Below are 20,443 nucleotides of genomic sequence, written 5' to 3'. Positions count from 1 at the left end.
AATTATTTTTTATAAATTTGCAAAAAATACATTGATTTTTTAAAGAAATTGTAATTTAACTAATATGAACTATCAACTGGACGAAATAGACAAGAAGATTCTTGATTTCTTAGTAGAAAATACAAGAATGCCTTTTACTGAAATTGCAAAGCAGATGGATGTTTCTGCGGGAACAATTCACGTAAGAGTGAAGAAAATGGAAGATGCAGGAATTATTTTGGGATCATCTCTTAACATAGATTATGGTAAATTAGACTATCATTTTACTGCTTTTATCGGGATACTTTTAACGAAATCAAACCGTACACAGGAAGTACTAAAAGAATTATCTACTATTCCTAATGTAATTGAAGCAAGTGTTATCTCAGGAAAATATAATATTTTCTGCAAGGTGAGAGCTAAAAACACTGATGATGCAAAAAGAATTATCTATCAGATAGATGACATTCAGGATGTAATGAGAACTGAAAGTATGATCTCTATGGAAGAGTATTTAAGCGATAAAAACAGATTGATTAACGCTATTTCTGTATAATCAAATTTTAAACGAATAAATATATCAAAGAACTTATGAAAATCCTCATAAGTTCTTTATTTTTGTACCTATGGAAGAATACAGCTACTTTGACGAAGATCCGAAGAAAGGGTTAGGCTTTATTTTAACGATAGCCGCATTGCTATTATTTACCATAATGGGATTGGGGATTGATGTAGACGAATACCTGCAGCATGAGTATCTTAATATCCCCAGGTGGTATTTCTATATTATTTTTACCATTGATGCCTTAATGATGATCAGTCTTATTCTGATGTTCTTTTACAGGAAAGCGGGGATCTTTATGTTCCCGGCACTGCTCATCCTGCATTTCTTTATGCACAATTATTATTTGTCTACATTCTTGTATACGGATGTGACCAATCTTTTTCTTTTTACGGGTTTTGGGATGCTGGCCATTATCCCGAAATGGAAGTTTTTTAAATAAAATATTAAGAAACTGTCCGAATTTCTGCTCAGCCACAAAAGTTGCAAAAGTTTTTTCGACACTTTAGAACACATAAGAGTGGGTAAGGGTAATTTTTTTAAGTATGTACTAATCAAAAAAGTATCCAATATTTTTTAAAACATTAAGGAGAAATTAAGAGATAAAGGATGATTAAGACTAATTATTCTGGTTTTCAAGCCTAAAGCGAAGCTTATATCTTAATAATCATAACAACTTAAATATCTTAATGGTTCAAAAAATAAAAGTTTAGACAACCTTTATATATAAAATAAAAAGGTTCTCATCATCTGAGAACCTTTTTTATGAAATTTTAAACTTTAATCTTAGTTGGCTAAAATTCTTTTCACAGCTTCTTTTACAGCCGTAGAATCAATTTTATATTTCTTCATCAGCTCCGCAGGAGTGGCAGATTCACCGAAAGTATCATTTACCGCTACGAATTCCTGTCTTGTAGGCCTTCTTCTTGCCAGCATTCCGGCAACAGATTCACCTAATCCTCCAAGATAATTGTGCTCTTCCGCCGTTACGATCTTTCCGGTTTTTTCAACAGATTTTAAGATGATCTCCTCATCCAAAGGCTTAATCGTATGGATGTTGATTACTTCACAGGAAATTCCTTCTTTTTCAAGCTCATCGGCAGCAACCAGAGATTCCCAAACCAGGTGGCCTGTTGCTACGATCGTTACATCGGTTCCTTCCTGCAGCATAATTCCCTTTCCGATCTCAAACGGCATGTCTTCAGGAATGAAAACAGGAACAGTAGGCCTTCCGAATCTTAAATATACGGGCCCTTCATGATCAGCGATTGCAATGGTGGCTGCTTTCGTCTGGTTATAGTCGCAAGGATTGATAACCGTCATTCCCGGAAGCATTTTCATCATTCCGATATCTTCCAGAACCTGGTGGGTAGCCCCGTCTTCCCCTAAGGTAAGTCCCGCATGAGAAGCACAGATCTTTACGTTCTTTCCTGAATAGGCAATAGACTGGCGGATCTGGTCATATACCCTTGAAGTGGAGAAATTGGCGAAAGTTCCCGTGAAAGGAATTTTTCCGGTAATACTGAGCCCGGCGGCAATCCCCATCATGTTGGCTTCTGCAATTCCTACCTGGAAGAATCTTTCAGGAGCTTTTTCAATGAATTTCTCCATTTTCAAAGAACCGATAAGGTCTGCACAAAGTGCGACAACATTAGGATTCTTATCAGCAAGTTCTGCAAGTCCTGCTCCAAACCCGGAACGCGTATCCTTTTTTTCTGTGTAGGTATATTTCATTTTTATTTTTTTAATCTAGATTTTTTAAATAATTATTCAGTTTCTTTTGATCAGATTCATCAAGTTTATCATGAATAGTGTTGAGGTACAGTACTTCCCGCCTTATTTCATCCAGCGTGATCTTGATCCCTACATTGTGGGTTTCGGCCTGGGTAAGATACATGTCACACATTTGCCCGACATAATTTCCCAAATGCTTTTTAAGCTCTTTATTTTTGAACTCAGGAAGATCTTTTTCAAAATTTTTACAGTGTGACGGAAGGCCTTTCCATAGTTTCTCATCCGGGATATTGGAGATCGCAAGGCTTCCTTCCTCATCCTTGGCTTTTTTATACTCAGAAGTGTATTCAGGAATGTAATAATTATTGTCAATATCATTCATATAATCGGCCATAGCATCCTTAACTGCCATAGCGGCGGAATCTACTACAGCTGCTGAATCCATTTGAGTATATTCGTCTTCATAATTTTTATAAACAAGCATAAGGGAGTCCATTTTTCTCTGCTGGTCTGTCATTGCCTTTTTATGGTCGAAATAAACAAAATCTTTGGAATCTTTCACTGATGTTAAAATGAAATGCTCCTTATCATAAGTTTTCCCGGGCCCTGCTTTTAAAATGAGCCCGTTCATCCCGAAACTTTTCAGCCTGGATTTCCCCATATACTGATTAAGAAGCCCGGTTAAAACAGAAAAATTATTGAAAGGGGATTTGTCATCAATACATAACTTCAAATCATCATTTTTTTTCTTTTCTCCTGTTTTTGATCTGTAACTGATCAGATAATGAGAACAGGGAATGCCCAAAACGGTTTCTTTTGTATTCAGTTTTTCCGTTTCTAATGTAAATTCTTCCTTATCTTCATAACCATAATCAAATCCGAAATACATCAGATTATTTAAAGATCCGCTGATGCGGTTATTCATTTCCAGGGAAACAACACTTGTCCCTAATCCGTCTGTGTAATAATACATAGGAAATTCCCTAAGATTAAGCTTAGTAAGGAATTCGCTATTTGGACTGGCATACATTTTCAAAGTTGAAAGAGGCTTGTTTTTGTCAGTCATCTGATAATTCAGCTCTTTGGCAAAGGAAATTTTCTTTTCCTGAGCAGCTCCGAATATGCAACTCGTCATAAGACAGATTAAGAAGAGTTTTTTCATGGTAAACTTAAGTAAGATATTAATAGTCTGCAGGTGCCTCCAAATATAATTGTTTGAAAGCGGTTTCCAGCTGCTCATCATTCGGAGCTTTCCCATGCCATGCATGGGTTCCCATCATATAATCCACACCATAACCCATCTCGGTATGAAGGATGATGGCTACAGGTTTTCCTTTTCCGGTTTCAGTTTTTGCTTTTTCAAGAATGGCAATTACGGCCTCAAGGTCGTTGCCGTTTTTTTCTTCCAAAACAACCCATCCGAATGCTTCAAGCTTGGCATGAAGATTTCCAAGGCTCAATACATCGTCAGTATCACCATCGATCTGGCGTCCGTTGTAATCGATAGTGGAGATAATATTGTCTACCTTTTTAGCGGCAGCAAACATCAGCGCTTCCCAGATCTGGCCTTCCTGAAGCTCACCGTCACCATGAAGGGAGTATACAAGAGACTGGTCCCCATCCAATTTTTTACCCAATGCAACACCAAGTGCTACAGAAAGCCCCTGGCCCAGAGATCCTGAAGCAATACGAATGCCGGGTAGACCTTCATGAGTAGTCGGATGGCCCTGTAGTCTTGAGTCTAATTTTCTGAAAGTTCTCAGTTCATCTGCCGGGAAAAAACCAAACCTTGATAAAGTAGAATAGTAAACCGGTGAAATGTGGCCGTTTGAAAGATAAAAATGATCTTCATTTTTGCCTTCCATGGTGAAAGGAAGATGATAGTTCATTACCTTTCCGTAAAGTGCCGTGAAATATTCCGTACAGCCTAAACTTCCGCCTGGATGTCCCGAATTAACAGCATGAACCATTCTTAAAATGTCTCTTCTGATCTGCGTAGTAAGAGATTTTAGCTCTTCAATACTTTTACTCATTATATCTGATTTATTTGCACGCGAATTTACGACTTTTTACCGGCTTACGGAAATGTAAAATCCGGGTGGAAAACCCGGATTCTGAATTATTTAAAGAATTGATTGTTTTAGCAGCCTTCGTTCATATATACGGAAACTTCCGTAACTATATTATCAACGATCTTGAAGGATAATACCGTCCCCGCATCATCATCATTCAATACAAAACGGCTTTCGTTCTTTACCTTTTCACCTTTATCGTTCCATCCCGGATAAGAAGAAAAACTGGAATAATTCTTAAAGGCATTGATGACCTCGTCCCGGGTGCTTCCTACTCCGATTCCGCCTTTTGTCCTGAATTTTTTACTTTTGGTAGAAAGTCCGTAAACACTTAGTTCATTAGGCTTGCTTTCGTTGATATATCTTTCGTAGATGTCGATAAGAATGGTTTCCCCATGATATTTTATTGTGCTTTTAGACTCTCCGTCATTTGGTATTAGTTTCATACCTGCAAGCTTCTCGGCGGCAGCTTTTTCCATAAACATCTTGTAAGGCCCTATCCTTAAAGTAGAAACCTCATAGTTTTCCTGGGCGGAAATAAAGCTGAATGCAAATACGCATAATAGAAACTGAATAATTTTTTTCATGAACTTTATATTTTTATTTTAAATTAATTTATTTTTTTCTGATCAGCCATAGCCCGATGAAGGTCAGCAAGCCGTTGATGATCAGTAATTCAAGCCCGATCTTAAAATCACCGAAGATAGTTCCCTGATACTTGTCGATAAAATACGAAATAACAGGTGCAATGATACAAACGTAAGGAACCAGTTTGTCATTGACTTTATATTGAGTGAAAATACCGAAAGCAAATAGCCCTAAAAGCGGTCCGTAAGTAAATCCTGCAAGCTTCAGAATCAGTCCGATCATTGAATTATCATTGATGATCTTAAAAATAACCACCATAATCAAAAATGCGAGGGCAACGATAAGGTGAACATTTTTTCTGAATTTTTCTTTCTTCTTATCATCCCATTCTTTCTTTTCCTTCATCCCGAAAATATCGATGCATAATGAAGAGGTGAGAGCGGTCATGGCACCATCCGCACTTGGGAATAGGGCAGAAATCAAAGCAATGATGAAAATAATGGAAATAAAACCAGGCATATGGTTCAAAGCAACTTCCGGGAATATCTTATCCCCGAAAATATCTTTCCCGTTCAGTAAAAATTCTTTTTTAGGAACCCCGTCTTTGATTACTTCTACAAATTGGCCACCCTGTCCTTCTCCGAAAAGATAAAGAAGACCACCCATATAAAGGAATAAAGAGATCACGCCTAATAGAATGAAGCCCAACGTAACCATATTTTTCTGGGAATCTTTCAGTCTGGTTACTGAAAGGCTTTTCTGCATCATTTCCTGATCTATCCCGGTCATAGTGATAGTGATAAAGGCTCCCGCAAGGATCTGTTTGATAAAGAAACCGGGCGAATTAAAGTTGGTTTCAAATATCTTGGTATAGCCTTTTTCCTGCATGGCTGTCAGGCTTTCCCCGACATTCAGGTTGAGATGGTTCAGCATATAAAATGTACAAATAATGAGCCCCAAAAGCATGCACGAGGTCTGTAAAGTATCTGTCCAGACGATCGTTTTTACCCCGCCTTCATAGGTATAAAGAATAATCATTAACAGGATGATCAGCGTAGTCACAATGAAGGGTACTCCCAAACTGTCTAATATCGAAATCTGAAGAATGTTTACTACCAGATAGAGCCTTGCTGTAGCACCTACAAGCCGGGAAACAATAAATATCCATGCTCCGGATTTGTAAGAAAGCCGGCCCATTCTCTGCTGAAGATACCCGTAGATAGAGGTCAGTTGCAGTCTGTAGTATAAGGGAAGCAGGACGTAAGCAATGACTACATAGCCTATAAGGTAGCCTAATGTGATCTGCAAATAAGCAAAATTATCTTTTCCCACTGCACCGGGAACACTCACAAATGTTACCCCCGAAAGAGAAGTCCCGATCATCCCGAATGCCACCAGCATCCAATTACTTTTCCGGTTTCCGATAAAGAAACTCTCATTATCGCTTCCTTTTCCTGTTTTATAGGCTACCCACAGAAGCAGCGCAAAATAGACGATAATGATGGACAGTAATATAATCGGAGACATATTTTATCAATTAAAATTTTACAAATATAGTTTTTTTCTGTTCTGGTGAAAAAGAAAAACCTTTCAGAATATATACTCTGAAAGGCTTATAATAGATTTTACGTTTAAACTATCCTAAAACATCCTGAAGCTCTTTGTTTTTCTGGAACGTAGCTTTTGCAAAAGGGCAGAGGGCGATTATTTTCTTGCCTTCCTTCCTCGCAAAATCCACTGCCGCCAGAACCATTTCTTTGCCTACCCCTTTTCCGTTGTATGCTTCTTCCACCTCGGTGTGGTCAATAATGAAGCGCTCTTCTCCCGCCCAGGTATAAGTCATCAGTCCTGCACGGTTTCCGTCTATGAGAGCCTCAAAATTTCCGTGTTTTTCGCCGTTGTTTTGTTTTACTTCGATCATATTATGAAAATTTGGTTAGTATTTCTATATCGTTGGTCAATATTCTGTGAACAGGGCAGGCATCCGCTATGGAGTGAAGCCTTTTCAGTTGTTCCTCGTCCAGATGTATGCCTTCAAAGCTGATGTCCCTCTTAAAGACGGCTCTTTTGGTAAGCGGAAAATTTTCCAGATCTACCTCCACATTTATTTTTTCCACATCCCATTCCTTTCGGTCAATATACATCCTTAAAGTGGCCGCAGTACAGCTTGCCAGTGAAGTAGCCAGGATCTCAAAAGGATTGAATCCTTTATTCTGTCCGCCTTTATCTACAGGTTCATCAGTAATGAGTTGGTTTTCACCTGCAATAACTTCAGTATAATATTTTGTTTTCCCTAAACTGGCTTTTACGGTTATCCCCATTATTTTTCTGTATTGAATTGGTAACTTAATGCCCCGGAAGGACATTGGTCTATTTGATTCCTGAGCTCCTCAGCAGTTGCATTTTCAGCTTTTATCCAGGGCCTGGCCTTTGGATTATACACTTTAGGAAGCATTTTTACGCAGACTGCCGAATGAATACATTTTTGAGGCTGCCAGATAACGGTGATATCACCATTAGGATATTCGTGTTTTTCCATGTTAATTTTCTTTTAATGATTTTTCAATCCTTTTGTCAGGGATAAGCCATATAAGGGCTACCATATAATACAGGCCAACAGCAAGGTACGGATAGAAAAATGAAGTGGCAATTCCTAAAACGTAAAGGACAATAGAAATATATTCTTTAAATCTTGAATGAATAGCTTCTTTTAATTTTGAGTTCTCACCCTCACATTTGATGATTACCGTTTCCAGAATGGTATAGGCGATCGCACACATGATGAGCCCGATACCATAGGCGGCTACCGGATTTTTGGAAAAATTGGTCGTCCCGATCCATTCAGTTGCGATGGGCATCAGTGAGAGCCAAAACAGCAGATGAAGATTAGCCCAAAGTATGCTGCCATTCACTTTTTTCACAGCCTGGAACATATGATGATGATTGTTCCAGTAAATTCCTATATAAATAAAACTGAAAATATAGGCAAGAAATTTAGGGATTATGGGTTTTAGATCCACCCAGCTACTGCCTTCAGGTACCTTGAGCTCAAGGACCATAATGGTGATAATAATGGCTAAAACCCCATCACTGAAAGCTTCCAATCTTCCCTTGGTCATTAGTTTCCGATCTGACTTTTAAAATTTGCTATTTTTTCATTCAGTTCTTTCAGCAGATCCGGATGAATAACACCGCTTTCCATATCAAAGTTTTCATAGAACTTAGGAAGTGAAAAAGTGTCTTTAATTTCAGCCCCGAACTGTGGAAAGAAGGTTTTTGCCGTATTCATCACATTTCCACCACCATAACCTCCGGGAGAAGTACTCATCAGGAACATCGGTTTATTCTGAAAGACTTTTACATTGATCCTTGATGTCCAGTCAAAAATATTTTTGAAGGCCGCGCTGTAAGAACGGTTGTGTTCGGCAAGAGAGCAGATGATCACATCAGAGTCTTCAATGGCTTTTAAAAATTGACGGGCTTCATGAGGAAATCCTTTTTTCTCAAGATCTACGGAAAAAACCGGCATGGAATAATCGTTAAGATCTATCAGGTTGATCTCTTCATCCCGGAAACTTTTCAATACAAATTTTACCAGTTCCCTGTTGATAGAAGTGGAAGAAGAGCTTCCTGCAAATGCTAATATTCTCATAAGTTGTTATTTAGTCATCCTGTTTCTCAAATTATTTTCTGTTCAGAATAGATTTGGGAAGCGGGACATATTCGTGTTCATCGCCCGGAACCAAAGGGAAGGCATCGTGATTCTGGTCGTGCCAGTTTACCTTTGCCTGTTCAATTAATTCCTTGTCTGAATTTACGAAATTCCAGAATATGAATCGTTCTTCGTCGAAAGGTTCTCCACCGAAAAGATAAACCGTCCCGTTCTCGCTCATTTCGAATTCACAGAGCTGAGTGTCTTTCGCGATCAGCAATTGCTTGGAACCATAACTGTTACCTTCTGTATGTACGGTTCCGTCCAGAACATACATGGCAGCCTCACCATACAGTTCTTTTCCGATGCTTATTTTTTTTGCTTCTTTTGTTTTGATCTCAATAAAAAATAAGCGGCTGTGTACCGGAACCGGAGATTTTCTTCCGAAGGCTTCCCCGGCAATTAATTTATACTGTACTCCGTTTTCCTCCCAGGCAGGAATATCATCTGCTTCAATATGGTGAAAACCGGGTTCTGTTTGTTCCAGATGCTTTGGAAGTCCTACCCAGATCTGAAATCCGTGGAGCTTTTTATCTGTACTTCTTAAATATTCGGGAGTTCTTTCGGAATGAACGACTCCCTTTCCTGCGGTCATCCAGTTAACGGCGCCAGGTTTTATTTCAATGGCGCTTCCGATGCTGTCCCGGTGGAAAATGGATCCTTCGAGCAGATAAGTTAACGTTGAAAGCCCGATATGTGGATGAGGCGGAACATCAAGATTCTGATAATCTTTAAGCTCGGAAGGCCCCATGTGGTCAATAAAAACAAAAGGCCCGACTGCCCTTTTTTCACGGAACGGCAAAAGCCTTCCCACTAAAAAATTTCCTATATCTGCTGCTTTTTCTTCGATGATAAGTCCAATGTTTGACATGAGTAAAAATTTTGTAAGGTTTTAATGAATTAAAATTTCAAATTAAAGTTTATCGTATCCTTCAAATTTTTCATCAACGATACGCTTCCATTCCGGATGCTTTTTAATATAAGCAAAAACATACGGACAGAAGGGCAATAATTTCTTTTGATGGCCTTCAATATAGTGTAAGGTCTTTTCTACAACAGCCGATGCGGCCCCGGTTCCGGCAAGCTCCGGTTCGGCTTCTGTATGTACCAAAGCAATCTGATGTCCTGTTTCACGATAATCAATGAATGCAAAATGACCGTCAATTTCTATTTCAAATCTTTTCTTTTCTTCGTTTTTTATTAATGATATGTTTTCAAATTCCGGTTTCATGATTGTATATTTTTAATTTGAATATAGAATTATTTTAATATTCTAAGATAAGATTAATCCTTCATTTTTACCATTTCGGATAAATCTGAATAAAGATTTTAAAAGCAGGCAGTTGAAATTCCTGTGGAATGCAAATGGGCTGCTATAGTCTTTAATTTTCTGATCTATTCTTCCAAGTAACCAAATTTTCCGGTATTGAAATCTTCAAAAGCCTGAAGGATCTCCTTCCTTGAATTCATTACAAAAGGGCCATGCGGATAAATAGGTTCATTTAGAGGCTCCCCGCTGAGGAGTAGCACTACTGAATCTTCACCGGCTTCAATAGTGAAAGTGTCGCCTTCATTTTTAAATAATATGAAGTGATCGGCAGGGGCTTTTTCTTCTCCATTTATTGTGATGCTTCCTTCAATGACGAGAGCTGCCGTATTAAAATCAGCAGGGATGGTAAAATCAGCTTTTCCCCCGGCTTTCAGTTTTGCATTCATCATATTTACCGGACTGAAGGTAGATGCGGGACCTTTCTTTCCCAGATATTCCCCGGCAATGATCTCAACGAGGCCGTTTTCTCCAAGCTCTACTTTTTTCATTTCTGAATTTTTAATAGCCTGGTATTTTGGCGTACTCATTTTATTCTTTGCGGGAAGGTTTACCCAAAGCTGGACCATCTGAAAGATCCCTCCGTTTTTGGACCATTCTTTTTCATGATATTCCTTATGAAGAACCCCTTTTGCAGCTGTCATCCACTGTACGTCTCCTTCACTTATTATTCCACCGCCGCCCGCACTGTCATGATGCTCAACTTTTCCTTTGTAGGCGATCGTTACGGTTTCAAACCCTCTGTGCGGATGTACCCCGACGCCTCTTGGGACCTCTGAACCATTGAAATGAAATTTTGAATTGTAATCAAGCATAATGAACGGATCCATCCTTTTCATATCCAGTCCGTACACGCTTGGAATAAAATTATGAACCCTAAAACCGTCACCTACAAAATGTGCGGGCTTTGGGGATACTATGATTTCTACTTTTTTAGTTGCCATAATACTTGGTTTATTATAGCAAATTTACCATAGCGAAAGATCAATATCGTTGATCTGTGATAAGTTCATAACGGGTAAAATTGTAAAGGGGAATTGCCTTTTTACTCTTCGGATTTCATGTTTTTTCCATCAGAAATATGAAGTCTTCTGAAAACGAATCCTGAAAGAATGGTCAGTATGCCCACCGTAAGGAAGGTATAGCGAAATGCATTATGGATCTCTCCGTTGATAAGGTCTGTGCTTTCAAATAGCTTCAAAACAATAAGCCCGAATGCAATTCCAAAACCAATGGCAAGCTGCTGATTGACCGAAACCAGGGAATTTCCGCTGCTGGTCTGGAAATTCCGCAGATCGGCAATGGAAATCGTATTCATGGAAGTGAACTGGATAGAGTTGAAAAATCCCAGAACGGCAATAATAGGAACAAACCAGTATAAAGAAGTATGGATATCAGGTATGGAAAGCAGGCAGATCAATGTTCCGATGATAAAGGTGTTTATCATTAATGTTTTCCTGTAGCCGTATCTGTTTAAGATTTTAATTACCGATGATTTTCCGAATATGGCCGTAAGGGCCATGGGAGCAATGATCCAGCCAGAAGTAACTGCCGATTGTTTATAAGCGATCTGGATCATCAGCGGAAGAAGTAGCGGAACTGAACTGATCCCCAATCTTGTTGCCAGGTTTCCCAGAATACCTACACGGAAAGTCCTCACCTGAAATAAATTTAACGGAAAAATAGGATTCTCTTCTCTTTTGGCATGTTTGTAATAGTAATACAGAAATAGAAATCCGAAAATAAATACTAAAAGTACCGGTGTGGTATTCTGGATATTTCCGAAAAGTTCCAGCGAAACGGAGAGCAGGAGGGAGGCCGCAGCGAAAATAAAAAAGCCTTTCAGGTCAAAATCCACATCTCCGGTTTTATAATCCGGCATAAATTTCACTCCTAAAATGATTCCTAAGATCCCGATCGGGATATTGATCAGGAAGATCCAGTGCCAAGAGAGGTAATCTACCATATATCCGCCTACCAAAGGTCCTAATACAGGCCCGATGAGTGCCGGGATTATAGCGAAATTCATTGCTTTTAGCAGTTCATTTTTATCAAAAGTTTTAATTAAAGCCAGTTTGCCTACCGGGGTCATTAAACTTCCGCCTACTCCCTGTATAACGCGGGAAATAACCAGATGGGTGAGATTTTGCGATATGGCACAGAGCAAAGAACCGATACTGAAAAGAACTAATGAGAAAATGAAAACCTTTTTCGTTCCGAATCGGTCAGCCAAAAATCCGCTGGCGGGCATGAAAACGGCCAGTGTAAGAACATAGCTGATGATAGCGTTCTGCATATTGAGCGGAGATTCGCGAAGGTCTTTGGCAATGGAGGGCAGAGAAGTATTCAGAATAGTGGAATCCAGCATCTGCATGAAAATTGCGGTGGCAAGGATCAGCGGTAAGATCTTTTTTACGGAAGCTGGTGACGGATTTATTTCAGGCATCCTTTATAGGAATTTAAAATATGATGAAATCCTGTTGTGCATTTCGAAAAACAAAGCCTCAAAATGCACAACAGGTTATAAAATTAAAAAAGTCCCGTGAAATTTCACAGGACTTTTAGATTTATTTTCTTGGTTTTTCAACTCCTTTCCATTCGTCACCGGCTTTTCTGTACTGGCTTAAAACGAAAGTTTTGAAATCCTTGGTTTTATATTCGATATTATCGGTATTCTGCTCAAACGGCATGATGTAATAATATTCTACATCCGTTTTGTCTGTTTTGTTACCTTTTTTCACGGAAGGAACATATTTGGAGAACTTGTAGCTCGGAAGATATTGCTTCAATCTGGCATAAAAAGCTTTGTTGTCTTCTTCATTTGGGATGATGTCTACGATATGGAAGTCATCTTTCTCTTTATTGATCCATAGATAATAGGTTTTTTCTTCGGCAGAATTCCTGTTGTATGAATTGAAGGCAAATAACTCTTTCGGTACCAGTTCTTTGATCTTTTCCGGATCAATCTTTGTGTAATATTCACCTTTAGAGGGGTCTACATAAGTTTCCAGATTGTACATCAGTACAGAATTGTTCTCAAATTTTTTATTTTTAAAATACTGGTTTAAAGATAATTCTGCTGTTTTTCTAAGTTCTTTTCCTCTGTCGTCCAGCTTTTTTGTAGGATTCTGAGGATTCACTTTTTTTACAAATTCATATAACACAACAGGTTTCACATCCTTAAGGTGGGGATATGTTTTTAATTGCTCGGCTTTTACCAGCCAGTAATACTGCTGATAATAATCGTCCTTATCCGCGTCCTTTACACTTTTATAGACCAGGGCCAGTTTTTTTGAGTTGAGATATTTAGCGTATTTCCCTTGTCCAAAAGCAAAACTGATGGATAACAGAGCAAATAAAATAGTAATGTTTCTTCTCATTTTTTATAATTGATTTTTTTCGTTTTCCAAATATAATTATTTATTAGATAATATTTTTGATTGTCAGTTAAATTATATCAATATTGTTGTTGGTAATTCAAAAGAAAATCCTGTATGGCTACAGGATTGATAAATTTATTTTTAGATGTTAGGATTCAGGAGTGAGAAATTAGCCTTGAAAATGCTTGATTGAGATCATACATTACCTAAACCCTTATTCCTTTACTCATATGAAGTTTCATGCACCTTTACCGCTCTTCCGCTTGGGTCATTCATTTTTTTGAAAGCCTCATCCCATTCCAGGGCAATAGGGGTGGAGCAGGCTACAGATGGTACGGATGGTACTGTAGCGGCAGCTGTTTCGCTTGGGAAATGCTCTTCAAAAATAGTCCTGTAACGGTACTCCTCTTTGTTTTGCGGGGTGTTCAAAGGAAATCTGAATTTGGCATTGGCCATCATCTCATCGGTGACTTCTTTTTCAGCTACTTCTTTCAAAGTATCGATCCAGGAATAGCCCACACCGTCAGAAAACTGTTCTTTTTGTCTCCAGGCGATAGATTCCGGAAGGGTATCTTCGAAGGCTTTTCTCAATACCCATTTTTCTATTTTTCCTTCTGCTGTATTGATCATTTTGTCTTTTGGGTTGATGGTCATGGCAATATCCATGAATTCTTTGTCAAGGAAGGGAACACGCCCTTCGATTCCCCAGCTCATTAGTGCCTTGTTGGCTCTCAGACAGTCATAAAGGTGAAGTTTTCCCAGTTTTCTTACTGTTTCATCATGAAATTCTTTTGCATTGGGGGCTTTGTGGAAATACAGATATCCTCCGAACAGTTCATCGGAACCTTCTCCGGAAAGTACCATTTTGATCCCCATCGATTTGATAACCCTTGCTAAAAGGTACATAGGAGTAGATGCTCGTACTGTTGTTACGTCATAGGTTTCCAGATGATAAATAACATCGCGGATGGCATCCAAACCTTCCTGAACGGTAAAGTTGATCTCATGGTGCACGGAACCTATATGCTCTGCTGCTTTTTTAGCTGCGGCCAGATCCGGAGATCCGACAAGGCCTACGGCGAAACTATGCAATCTCGGATACCATGCTTCTTGTGTATCTCCGCTTTCTACTCTTTGTCTTGCAAATTTCGCGGTGACTGCAGAGATGATGGAAGAGTCCAGACCTCCTGAGAGAAGCACCCCGTAAGGAACGTCACTCATAAGCTGCCTGTGAACGGCATCTTCCAGCCCCTTTCTTATCAGGGCGATATCAGTTTTGTTATCTTTTACGTTGTCATAGCTTTCCCAGTCTCTCTGATACCATTGCTGAAGCTCATTGCCTTCCGAACTGAAAACGAAATGACCCGGCAAAAATGTTTCAATGGTTTTACAGATGCCTTCCAGTGCTTTCAGCTCGGAAGCAACATAGTAGTTGCCATTTTTGTCCCAACCCTGATAGAGTGGGCATATTCCCATATGATCGCGTGCAATAAGGTAAACGTCATTTTCAATATCGTATAATGCAAAAGCAAAGATCCCGTTCAGCTTTTCGATGAAATTTTTCCCGTATTTTTTGTAAAGTGCTAAAATAACTTCACAGTCAGACTGGGTCTGAAATTCATAATCAGGGAATTCTTCTTTCAGTTCTCTATGGTTATAGATCTCACCATTTACCGCCAATACTACTTTTCCGTCTTTGGTAAACAAAGGTTGTTTTCCTGAGGTTGGATCTACGATGGCAAGCCTTTCATGAGAAAATAATACTTTCTCGTTCTGAAATACTCCGCTCCAGTCCGGTCCTCTGTGACGGATCTTTTTAGACATTTCTAAAACCTGAGGTCTTAATAGTTCGGTTTTTTGCTTTGCATCAAACAAGCATACAATTCCACACATCTATTTATTGATTTTAATTAAGAGCAAAAATAGGATTGTAATTCAAAAATGACAAGAAAAAATAAATAATGATTTAAATTTTTAATTATATGAATTAATGTGAAGAAAAATGTTAGCTATTTTTAGAGTTATTTATGATTTTAATTGATTTTTTTCACTATTGAAGCCTGTTGAGACTCTTCATACGAAATAAAAATGACATATTTATTAATCTATGATAATTTATTATAGAAATTTTAGTCCTTACTTTGTGGCTCGAAATAATTTTTTTTCATCATTTGTGTTTTTACCTTCTTGCAATTCAGTTTGCAAGAAGGTTTTTTTTTATTCGGAACCCAATAATATACCAGATACGTTCCATGCACTGAAACTTGTTCCTTCAGGAGCACCTTGAGGAATTTTAATCTGTATCGTATGTTTTCCTGCCTTTAAATCACCAAGGGTAATGAAATTGGGATTGGTAACCGTTCCCGGACACCAGTTAGACCTGCTCAGATCTGAAGAGGAAAGCCCGTCCTGGAAATTTCCGGAAGCGGGATTGTATAAACGGTATGAGCCGCAATCTGTTCTCCAGGGGATGAAAGAAAATACCATTTTCCCGTCTAAGAAAATAGAATTGGGCTTAGGAACAAACTCATCTCCGTTTTCCCAGCCGCCATGTCCTGTTGTGGTATACCTGAGCTGGGTGTTTTTTAAATCTTTTTCAAGGGTAAACTCCACAAGAAGTCCTTTATCATTACTGAACATGGTGGCATAATCCTGTCCCGCCATTTCCATGATATTCACCGTATTGAACAGAGGGATGGCTTTATTATTGATATTGATCTTCCTGCCACTCTTATGAATGGTAATGTCTACGCTCACTTTGTGGCCTCCTTTGTCATAGTTGCCTATAAATGTGCCTACCCATAATTCTTTTTCGGATAGTTGGGGTTTCAGTTCTGTAATATCCTGCCGGTAAGGGCTTTGTTCCTGCCATTTTTTTCCTTTTAATTGGATATGATTGAATTTCTGAATCCCAAAAGCGGTAAAAAAACGCATCATTTCTATGGCAGGATTATAATTTTCCGTAGAGGCCACTCCAAAATACTGCTTTCCGTTACCATTTTCATAAGCGGGAAGGATTTGGGCGCCTTTTTCTAGACCGTCAAAAAAAGACTGGGTTTTATCCTGTGGAATAAAGAAAACGGTGCCTGTCCTGTCATAAGCGTCCCCATTGGATTGCTGTTTTAATTCAACAAAGATATTGTCACCATCTGAGATCTTAGGAAACTTAATTTTTTTTAGCAGGATCGTTCCTTTAGCAAATCTTTTTATATTCTCATCAGGTTTTGACTCATCAGAAAAATTAATGGTTTCATCTTCAAATACTTTTAAAGTGGTAAATCTGCTTTTCCATAGCAGATCCCGGTAGCTTAACGGATCTGTTGTGCTGACGGAACCTTTCAGGATACTTTCGATATCATTTTTTTTAACCTTTTTAATTGAGCTGGCAGTTATGGTGGAATTTTTATTTCGTTCTATTTCCAGCACCAATCCTAAATTCTGGCCTAAGGCTGAAGGCCCGCCCTGTATTTTCAGATCGTTGGTATACCATACTTCTATCGTATTAGAGTTGATTTTTGTGACTGCCTTTTTACAGATATAACCCAATATTTTTTTAGTTTTGTTCGTGAATTCAAAGCTTTGCTTTCCTATGGATTCGGTATCAGATGTGGAAATGATTTCTCCGGGTTTTAAAAAAGCATAAGAAACAATAGTATTGGAGGGTTTTTCTACTTTCGTTATTTCAAAAGGATAATCGCTTTTCTGTTCCCTGATCTTATTATTTAAGATAAAATTTTCTTTTTCGGCGGCCCATATAAGAGTAGGTGGCTGTTCTGTCTGTACTTTCCCGTTGGAAGAGCTGATATACTGAATTTCGTAGATCTGTGCATAGGTAAGACCAAATAAAATCACAAATAAACTGAAGAAGGCTCTTTTGTACATAGCAGATAATGGTTTCTCACAAGATAATGTTGTGAATTACAAGTAACGTTTAACATAATAAGTATGAATATAAGGGTAAAAGTTACAGGGGATTAATATGATTTCAATTCAGGATAAAAAGCAAAAACTACTCCGGAAAATAGAGTAGTTTAATATTCTGATATTTCTTACCGTTTAAGAAACCCTCTCTATCAAGGCCATATAAAAACCGTCATAACCTGTACTTGGCATCACTTTTTCATCTTTAAGCATTTTGAAGCCGGGATTGTTTTTCAAAAATTCTTCTACTTGTTCATTGTTTTCCGAAGGTAGAATAGAACATGTGGCATATACCATTTTTCCGCCTTTTTTAAGCATTTTAGAATAATCCTGAAGGATCTGCTGCTGCTCTTTTTTTATCCTGTCTATAAATTCCTGATCGATCTTCCATTTGCTGTCCGGGTTTCTTTTTAAAACTCCCAGTCCCGAACATGGAGCATCTATCAACAGTCTGTCTGCTTTATCATAAAGACGTTTGATGACTTTGTTATCAGAGATCATGCGGGTTTCGATATTGTGGGCACCGGCTCTTTTGGCACGTCTTTTCAGCTCTGCCAGCTTCCATTCGAAAATATCCAATGCGATGATCTGTCCTTTGTTTTTCATTAAAGCAGCCAGGTGAAGTGTTTTTCCGCCAGCTCCTGCACATGCATCAACTACTCTTTGCCCTTCTTTTACATCAAGGAAATACCCTATCTTTTGGGAAGAGGCATCCTGCACTTCAAATAATCCTTCTTTAAAAGCAGTCGTAAGGAAAACATTTTTCTTTTCCTCCAATTGTACTGCATCCGGATAGTTTTTTACGCTGTAAGATACAATATTTTCATCGGATAGGTCCGAGATCAGCTCTTTTGTAGTAGTTCTTAGGGAATTTGCTCTTAAAACCGTTGGAGCCTGTTCGTTTAAAGCTTTCATTTCCTTTTCCCAGCCGGAACCCAGCTCTTTCTCCAAAGTTTCAGCCAGCCAGTCAGGAATGGAATGTTCTATAGCTTTGGTGGGAACTGTATTTTTTTTAAGTTTTGTAAGGATATCTGCGATTTTTATTCCGTCAAATTCTTCAAACTTTTTATAATTGGTTTTGCTCCAGAGCAAATAGGCAATGATAAGTTTATAAATATTATTGGGTTTTACACCTTCCCCCATATAATATTCCAGACGTTTCTTCCAGCGGATGATATTATAGAAAATCTCAGAAACAACAGCCCTGTCCTGGCTTCCCCATTTTTTGTTGGCTTTTAATAGCCTTTCGATCACTTTATCAGCGTATTTGTTTTTCTCAAAAAATGTTTCCTGTAAAGCATCGTGAATTCCGATCGCTAAGTTTCTGTGAATAAGTTCCATAATTGCTTCTGCTATTTCAGTCTGCAAAAATACGAATTAAAGTTGAGAGTTTTTTATTGGTGGTTTTATGAGTTATGAATTAAGAGTTATAAGTTATTAACATGTATTTGGACTTATATTTAATAATTAACAATCAAAAAAACTCTTAACTCTTCATTCATAATTTTTAAAGCTTACCTTTGCAAAAATTAAAAATATGAGTGATACTATACTTTGTCCGAAATGCAGCTCTGAGTTTACTTATCCGAGTGATACTATGATGGTGTGTTCCCAATGTTTTTATGAATGGAATCCGGAAGATGCGGCCGCGGAAACTTCCAACGCAGGAAAGATATTGGATTCTAACGGAAATGAGCTTCAGGACGGGGATTCTGTGGTAGTGATCAAGGATTTACCGGTAAAAGGTGCTCCTAAGCCTGTAAAAGCAGGAACTAAAGTGAAAAATATCCGTTTAAATTTTGACAGTGACCATAATATAGACTGTAAGATCGATGGCTTTGGTTCTATGGCTTTAAAATCAGAATTTGTAAAGAAAGCGTAATTGGTTGCGTCTGTAAAGTGTATTGTTATTTTTCAGGCATAAAAAAAGGAAAGAATTGGACAGTGTAATCTTTCAAAAAACTAGATTGCATAGAATTGCTAATCTTTGTCTTAAAGGCAGAAAGAGAATTAACCAAAAATTTCCTTATGCTGTGGAAATACAAATGTAAGGAAAAGTTTTAAAAACAGGTCTTCGGAATTAAAATTGTTATCCACAAATTAACAATAACTGCTGGCAGATCTGGTGATTAGGATCAAGTTATAAAAAGGTAAAAAAGCAAAAGGGTTAAAAGGCAATTTTGCTTTTTTACCTTTTTACAACTCTGTTTTATTCAAATGAAATATTGATCCGGCCTTCCAGTTTTCTGTCCGAATAAACCGCGATCTCTTTGTTTTTTGCCCTGATCTTGTTCCAGTAATGGTTTCCGGCAAATCTGCTTTCCAGGACTTCTGCTTCAAAACCATGATCAGAAACTTTAATTTCACGGGGATAATAAGAGAATTTTGAGATCTGAAAATCTGACATTTCGTTTTCATTAAAAATGTTGACTTCTCCAAAAAGCTTGGCTACATAAGAATTATAAGGGTTCCTGAATGCTTCCTCGGCAGTGTCGTTCTGAATCAGTCTCCCGTTTTGCAGGATGATGATCTGGTCAAGCCAGGGGATGATATCCTGAAGTTCATGGGTAGAGATGATCAGAGAAATATTGTTCTGTTTTACATACCTGAAAAGCCTTTCCCGAAGTTCTATTTTCCTGGAAAAATCCAGATTGCTGAAAGGCTCGTCCAGAATAAGGAGTTTGGGCATTACAGAAAGTGCCCTGGCAATGGCTACTCTCTGCTGTTGCCCCCCGCTTAAGTTCTTAGGTAAGGTATTGGCAAATTCTTCCAGTCCTACCACTTCCAGAAGTTCTGTTACGGTTTCTTTTTTCTTCGTTAGATTAATATTTGAAATAAACTTGCCTACATTTTCAGCAACAGTAGCATAAGGCATAAGGTCAAAATTCTGGGCTACGAATTTCATTTCAGCTTCACCAGGAACCAGATTCCCTTTGGGGCCCAGAAGATGAGTGCCGTCGAAAATGATTTCTCCGTTTTCCCAATCCAAAAGTCCGTAAATCAGATTCAGTAAAGTAGACTTTCCGCATCCGCTTTCTCCTGCGAGGGCAATGATCCTGCCTGCTTCAAATTTCAGGTTAAGATTCTGGAAAAGAGGCTGCTCCCGGGTATATGAAAAATATAAATTGTTTATTTCTAATAACATACTACAAATGTAATGTTTTTACA

At 38.3% G+C, this 20,443-nt stretch carries 22 protein-coding genes; 3 read left to right on the top strand and 19 right to left on the bottom strand.

The window, feature by feature from the left end; genetic code table 11:
- The first annotated feature begins 64 nt into the window (after nt 1-64).
- Nucleotides 65-535 (top strand): Lrp/AsnC family transcriptional regulator, encoded by a 471-nt coding sequence (locus tag HNP38_RS15280; protein ID WP_029298841.1) that lies wholly within the window; start codon nt 65-67, stop codon nt 533-535.
- A gap of 70 nt (nt 536-605) precedes the next feature.
- On the top strand, nt 606-983 hold the full coding sequence (locus tag HNP38_RS15275) for a hypothetical protein (RefSeq protein WP_184191086.1): 378 nt from the start codon (nt 606-608) through the stop codon (nt 981-983).
- A 344-nt stretch (nt 984-1,327) separates the two neighbouring features.
- On the opposite strand, the gene HNP38_RS15270 is transcribed toward HNP38_RS15275, so the two are convergent.
- From HNP38_RS15270 to HNP38_RS15185, 18 genes are all read right to left on the bottom strand, one after another.
- Complete coding sequence (locus tag HNP38_RS15270; protein WP_184191084.1) at nt 1,328-2,275, bottom strand: transketolase family protein; 948 nt, start codon at nt 2,273-2,275, stop codon at nt 1,328-1,330.
- Nucleotides 2,276-2,285: 10 nt separating this feature from the next.
- On the bottom strand, nt 2,286-3,410 hold the full coding sequence (locus HNP38_RS15265) for a hypothetical protein (RefSeq protein ID WP_184191082.1): 1,125 nt from the start codon (nt 3,408-3,410) through the stop codon (nt 2,286-2,288).
- A 46-nt stretch (nt 3,411-3,456) separates the two neighbouring features.
- Nucleotides 3,457-4,311, bottom strand: coding sequence for a transketolase (locus HNP38_RS15260; RefSeq protein WP_317166742.1), 855 nt, complete (start codon nt 4,309-4,311; stop codon nt 3,457-3,459).
- A gap of 104 nt (nt 4,312-4,415) precedes the next feature.
- Nucleotides 4,416-4,934 (bottom strand): hypothetical protein, encoded by a 519-nt coding sequence (locus HNP38_RS15255; protein WP_184191078.1) that lies wholly within the window; start codon nt 4,932-4,934, stop codon nt 4,416-4,418.
- A 28-nt stretch (nt 4,935-4,962) separates the two neighbouring features.
- A complete protein-coding gene (locus HNP38_RS15250; protein ID WP_184191076.1) occupies nt 4,963-6,462 on the bottom strand; it encodes a sodium:solute symporter in 1,500 nt (499 codons plus the stop codon).
- Between the two features lie 109 nt (nt 6,463-6,571).
- On the bottom strand, nt 6,572-6,856 hold the full coding sequence (locus HNP38_RS15245; protein ID WP_184191074.1) for a GNAT family N-acetyltransferase: 285 nt from the start codon (nt 6,854-6,856) through the stop codon (nt 6,572-6,574).
- A 1-nt stretch (nt 6,857) separates the two neighbouring features.
- A complete protein-coding gene (locus HNP38_RS15240) occupies nt 6,858-7,256 on the bottom strand; it encodes an OsmC family protein (protein WP_184191072.1) in 399 nt (132 codons plus the stop codon).
- The gene (locus HNP38_RS15235) at nt 7,256-7,474 is read right to left on the bottom strand and encodes a (4Fe-4S)-binding protein (RefSeq protein WP_184191070.1); all 219 of its coding nucleotides are present in this window, start codon (nt 7,472-7,474) and stop codon (nt 7,256-7,258) included. The genes HNP38_RS15240 and HNP38_RS15235 overlap by 1 nt, the downstream gene beginning before the upstream one ends.
- A gap of 1 nt (nt 7,475) precedes the next feature.
- Complete coding sequence (locus tag HNP38_RS15230; protein WP_184191068.1) at nt 7,476-8,054, bottom strand: TMEM175 family protein; 579 nt, start codon at nt 8,052-8,054, stop codon at nt 7,476-7,478.
- A complete protein-coding gene (locus HNP38_RS15225) occupies nt 8,054-8,587 on the bottom strand; it encodes an NADPH-dependent FMN reductase (RefSeq protein ID WP_184191065.1) in 534 nt (177 codons plus the stop codon). Before HNP38_RS15225 ends, HNP38_RS15230 begins: the two co-directional genes overlap by 1 nt.
- A gap of 31 nt (nt 8,588-8,618) precedes the next feature.
- Nucleotides 8,619-9,518, bottom strand: a complete 900-nt coding sequence (locus HNP38_RS15220; protein WP_184191063.1) for a pirin family protein — start codon at nt 9,516-9,518, stop codon at nt 8,619-8,621.
- A gap of 42 nt (nt 9,519-9,560) precedes the next feature.
- Nucleotides 9,561-9,878, bottom strand: a complete 318-nt coding sequence (locus tag HNP38_RS15215; protein WP_184191061.1) for a GNAT family N-acetyltransferase — start codon at nt 9,876-9,878, stop codon at nt 9,561-9,563.
- Nucleotides 9,879-10,042: 164 nt separating this feature from the next.
- Nucleotides 10,043-10,918 (bottom strand): pirin family protein, encoded by an 876-nt coding sequence (locus tag HNP38_RS15210; RefSeq protein ID WP_184191059.1) that lies wholly within the window; start codon nt 10,916-10,918, stop codon nt 10,043-10,045.
- Between the two features lie 101 nt (nt 10,919-11,019).
- Nucleotides 11,020-12,420, bottom strand: coding sequence for an MFS transporter (locus HNP38_RS15205; protein ID WP_184191057.1), 1,401 nt, complete (start codon nt 12,418-12,420; stop codon nt 11,020-11,022).
- A 121-nt stretch (nt 12,421-12,541) separates the two neighbouring features.
- Nucleotides 12,542-13,354: a hypothetical protein gene (locus HNP38_RS15200; RefSeq protein ID WP_184191054.1), complete on the bottom strand. Its 813-nt coding sequence runs from the start codon at nt 13,352-13,354 to the stop codon at nt 12,542-12,544.
- A 222-nt stretch (nt 13,355-13,576) separates the two neighbouring features.
- A complete protein-coding gene (gene asnB / locus HNP38_RS15195; protein ID WP_184191052.1) occupies nt 13,577-15,247 on the bottom strand; it encodes an asparagine synthase B in 1,671 nt (556 codons plus the stop codon).
- Nucleotides 15,248-15,571: 324 nt separating this feature from the next.
- A complete protein-coding gene (locus HNP38_RS15190) occupies nt 15,572-17,236 on the bottom strand; it encodes a GLPGLI family protein (RefSeq protein ID WP_184191050.1) in 1,665 nt (554 codons plus the stop codon).
- A gap of 174 nt (nt 17,237-17,410) precedes the next feature.
- On the bottom strand, nt 17,411-18,616 hold the full coding sequence (locus tag HNP38_RS15185; RefSeq protein WP_184191349.1) for an RsmB/NOP family class I SAM-dependent RNA methyltransferase: 1,206 nt from the start codon (nt 18,614-18,616) through the stop codon (nt 17,411-17,413).
- A gap of 196 nt (nt 18,617-18,812) precedes the next feature.
- On the opposite strand from HNP38_RS15185, the gene HNP38_RS15180 reads away from it, so the two are divergent.
- Nucleotides 18,813-19,157 (top strand): zinc ribbon domain-containing protein YjdM, encoded by a 345-nt coding sequence (locus HNP38_RS15180; protein ID WP_184191048.1) that lies wholly within the window; start codon nt 18,813-18,815, stop codon nt 19,155-19,157.
- Nucleotides 19,158-19,484: 327 nt separating this feature from the next.
- On the opposite strand, the gene HNP38_RS15175 is transcribed toward HNP38_RS15180, so the two are convergent.
- Nucleotides 19,485-20,420 (bottom strand): sulfate/molybdate ABC transporter ATP-binding protein, encoded by a 936-nt coding sequence (locus HNP38_RS15175; RefSeq protein ID WP_184191046.1) that lies wholly within the window; start codon nt 20,418-20,420, stop codon nt 19,485-19,487.
- Nucleotides 20,421-20,443 lie beyond the last annotated feature (23 nt).

The sequence above is a fragment of the Chryseobacterium defluvii genome (assembly GCF_014204415.1).
Classification (GTDB): Bacteria; Bacteroidota; Bacteroidia; order Flavobacteriales; family Weeksellaceae; genus Chryseobacterium; species Chryseobacterium defluvii_A.
This window is presented reverse-complemented; position numbering and strand designations above follow the sequence as displayed.

Excerpts from the sequence above, each read along its gene's own strand:
- HNP38_RS15180 (WP_184191048.1), top strand. The coding sequence starts at position 18,813 with ATGAGTGATACTATACTTTGTCCGAAATGCAGCTCTGAGTTTACTTAT.
- HNP38_RS15270 (WP_184191084.1), bottom strand. The coding sequence starts at position 2,275 with ATGAAATATACCTACACAGAAAAAAAGGATACGCGTTCCGGGTTTGGA.
- HNP38_RS15280 (WP_029298841.1), top strand. The coding sequence starts at position 65 with ATGAACTATCAACTGGACGAAATAGACAAGAAGATTCTTGATTTCTTA.
- HNP38_RS15210 (WP_184191059.1), bottom strand. The coding sequence starts at position 10,918 with ATGGCAACTAAAAAAGTAGAAATCATAGTATCCCCAAAGCCCGCACAT.
- HNP38_RS15235 (WP_184191070.1), bottom strand. The coding sequence starts at position 7,474 with ATGGAAAAACACGAATATCCTAATGGTGATATCACCGTTATCTGGCAG.
- HNP38_RS15190 (WP_184191050.1), bottom strand. The coding sequence starts at position 17,236 with ATGTACAAAAGAGCCTTCTTCAGTTTATTTGTGATTTTATTTGGTCTT.
- HNP38_RS15220 (WP_184191063.1), bottom strand. The coding sequence starts at position 9,518 with ATGTCAAACATTGGACTTATCATCGAAGAAAAAGCAGCAGATATAGGA.
- HNP38_RS15245 (WP_184191074.1), bottom strand. The coding sequence starts at position 6,856 with ATGATCGAAGTAAAACAAAACAACGGCGAAAAACACGGAAATTTTGAG.
- HNP38_RS15275 (WP_184191086.1), top strand. The coding sequence starts at position 606 with ATGGAAGAATACAGCTACTTTGACGAAGATCCGAAGAAAGGGTTAGGC.
- HNP38_RS15185 (WP_184191349.1), bottom strand. The coding sequence starts at position 18,616 with ATGGAACTTATTCACAGAAACTTAGCGATCGGAATTCACGATGCTTTA.
- asnB (WP_184191052.1), bottom strand. The coding sequence starts at position 15,247 with ATGTGTGGAATTGTATGCTTGTTTGATGCAAAGCAAAAAACCGAACTA.
- HNP38_RS15200 (WP_184191054.1), bottom strand. The coding sequence starts at position 13,354 with ATGAGAAGAAACATTACTATTTTATTTGCTCTGTTATCCATCAGTTTT.
- HNP38_RS15250 (WP_184191076.1), bottom strand. The coding sequence starts at position 6,462 with ATGTCTCCGATTATATTACTGTCCATCATTATCGTCTATTTTGCGCTG.
- HNP38_RS15265 (WP_184191082.1), bottom strand. The coding sequence starts at position 3,410 with ATGACGAGTTGCATATTCGGAGCTGCTCAGGAAAAGAAAATTTCCTTT.
- HNP38_RS15255 (WP_184191078.1), bottom strand. The coding sequence starts at position 4,934 with ATGAAAAAAATTATTCAGTTTCTATTATGCGTATTTGCATTCAGCTTT.
- HNP38_RS15215 (WP_184191061.1), bottom strand. The coding sequence starts at position 9,878 with ATGAAACCGGAATTTGAAAACATATCATTAATAAAAAACGAAGAAAAG.
- HNP38_RS15205 (WP_184191057.1), bottom strand. The coding sequence starts at position 12,420 with ATGCCTGAAATAAATCCGTCACCAGCTTCCGTAAAAAAGATCTTACCG.
- HNP38_RS15240 (WP_184191072.1), bottom strand. The coding sequence starts at position 7,256 with ATGGGGATAACCGTAAAAGCCAGTTTAGGGAAAACAAAATATTATACT.
- HNP38_RS15225 (WP_184191065.1), bottom strand. The coding sequence starts at position 8,587 with ATGAGAATATTAGCATTTGCAGGAAGCTCTTCTTCCACTTCTATCAAC.
- HNP38_RS15175 (WP_184191046.1), bottom strand. The coding sequence starts at position 20,420 with ATGTTATTAGAAATAAACAATTTATATTTTTCATATACCCGGGAGCAG.
- HNP38_RS15230 (WP_184191068.1), bottom strand. The coding sequence starts at position 8,054 with ATGACCAAGGGAAGATTGGAAGCTTTCAGTGATGGGGTTTTAGCCATT.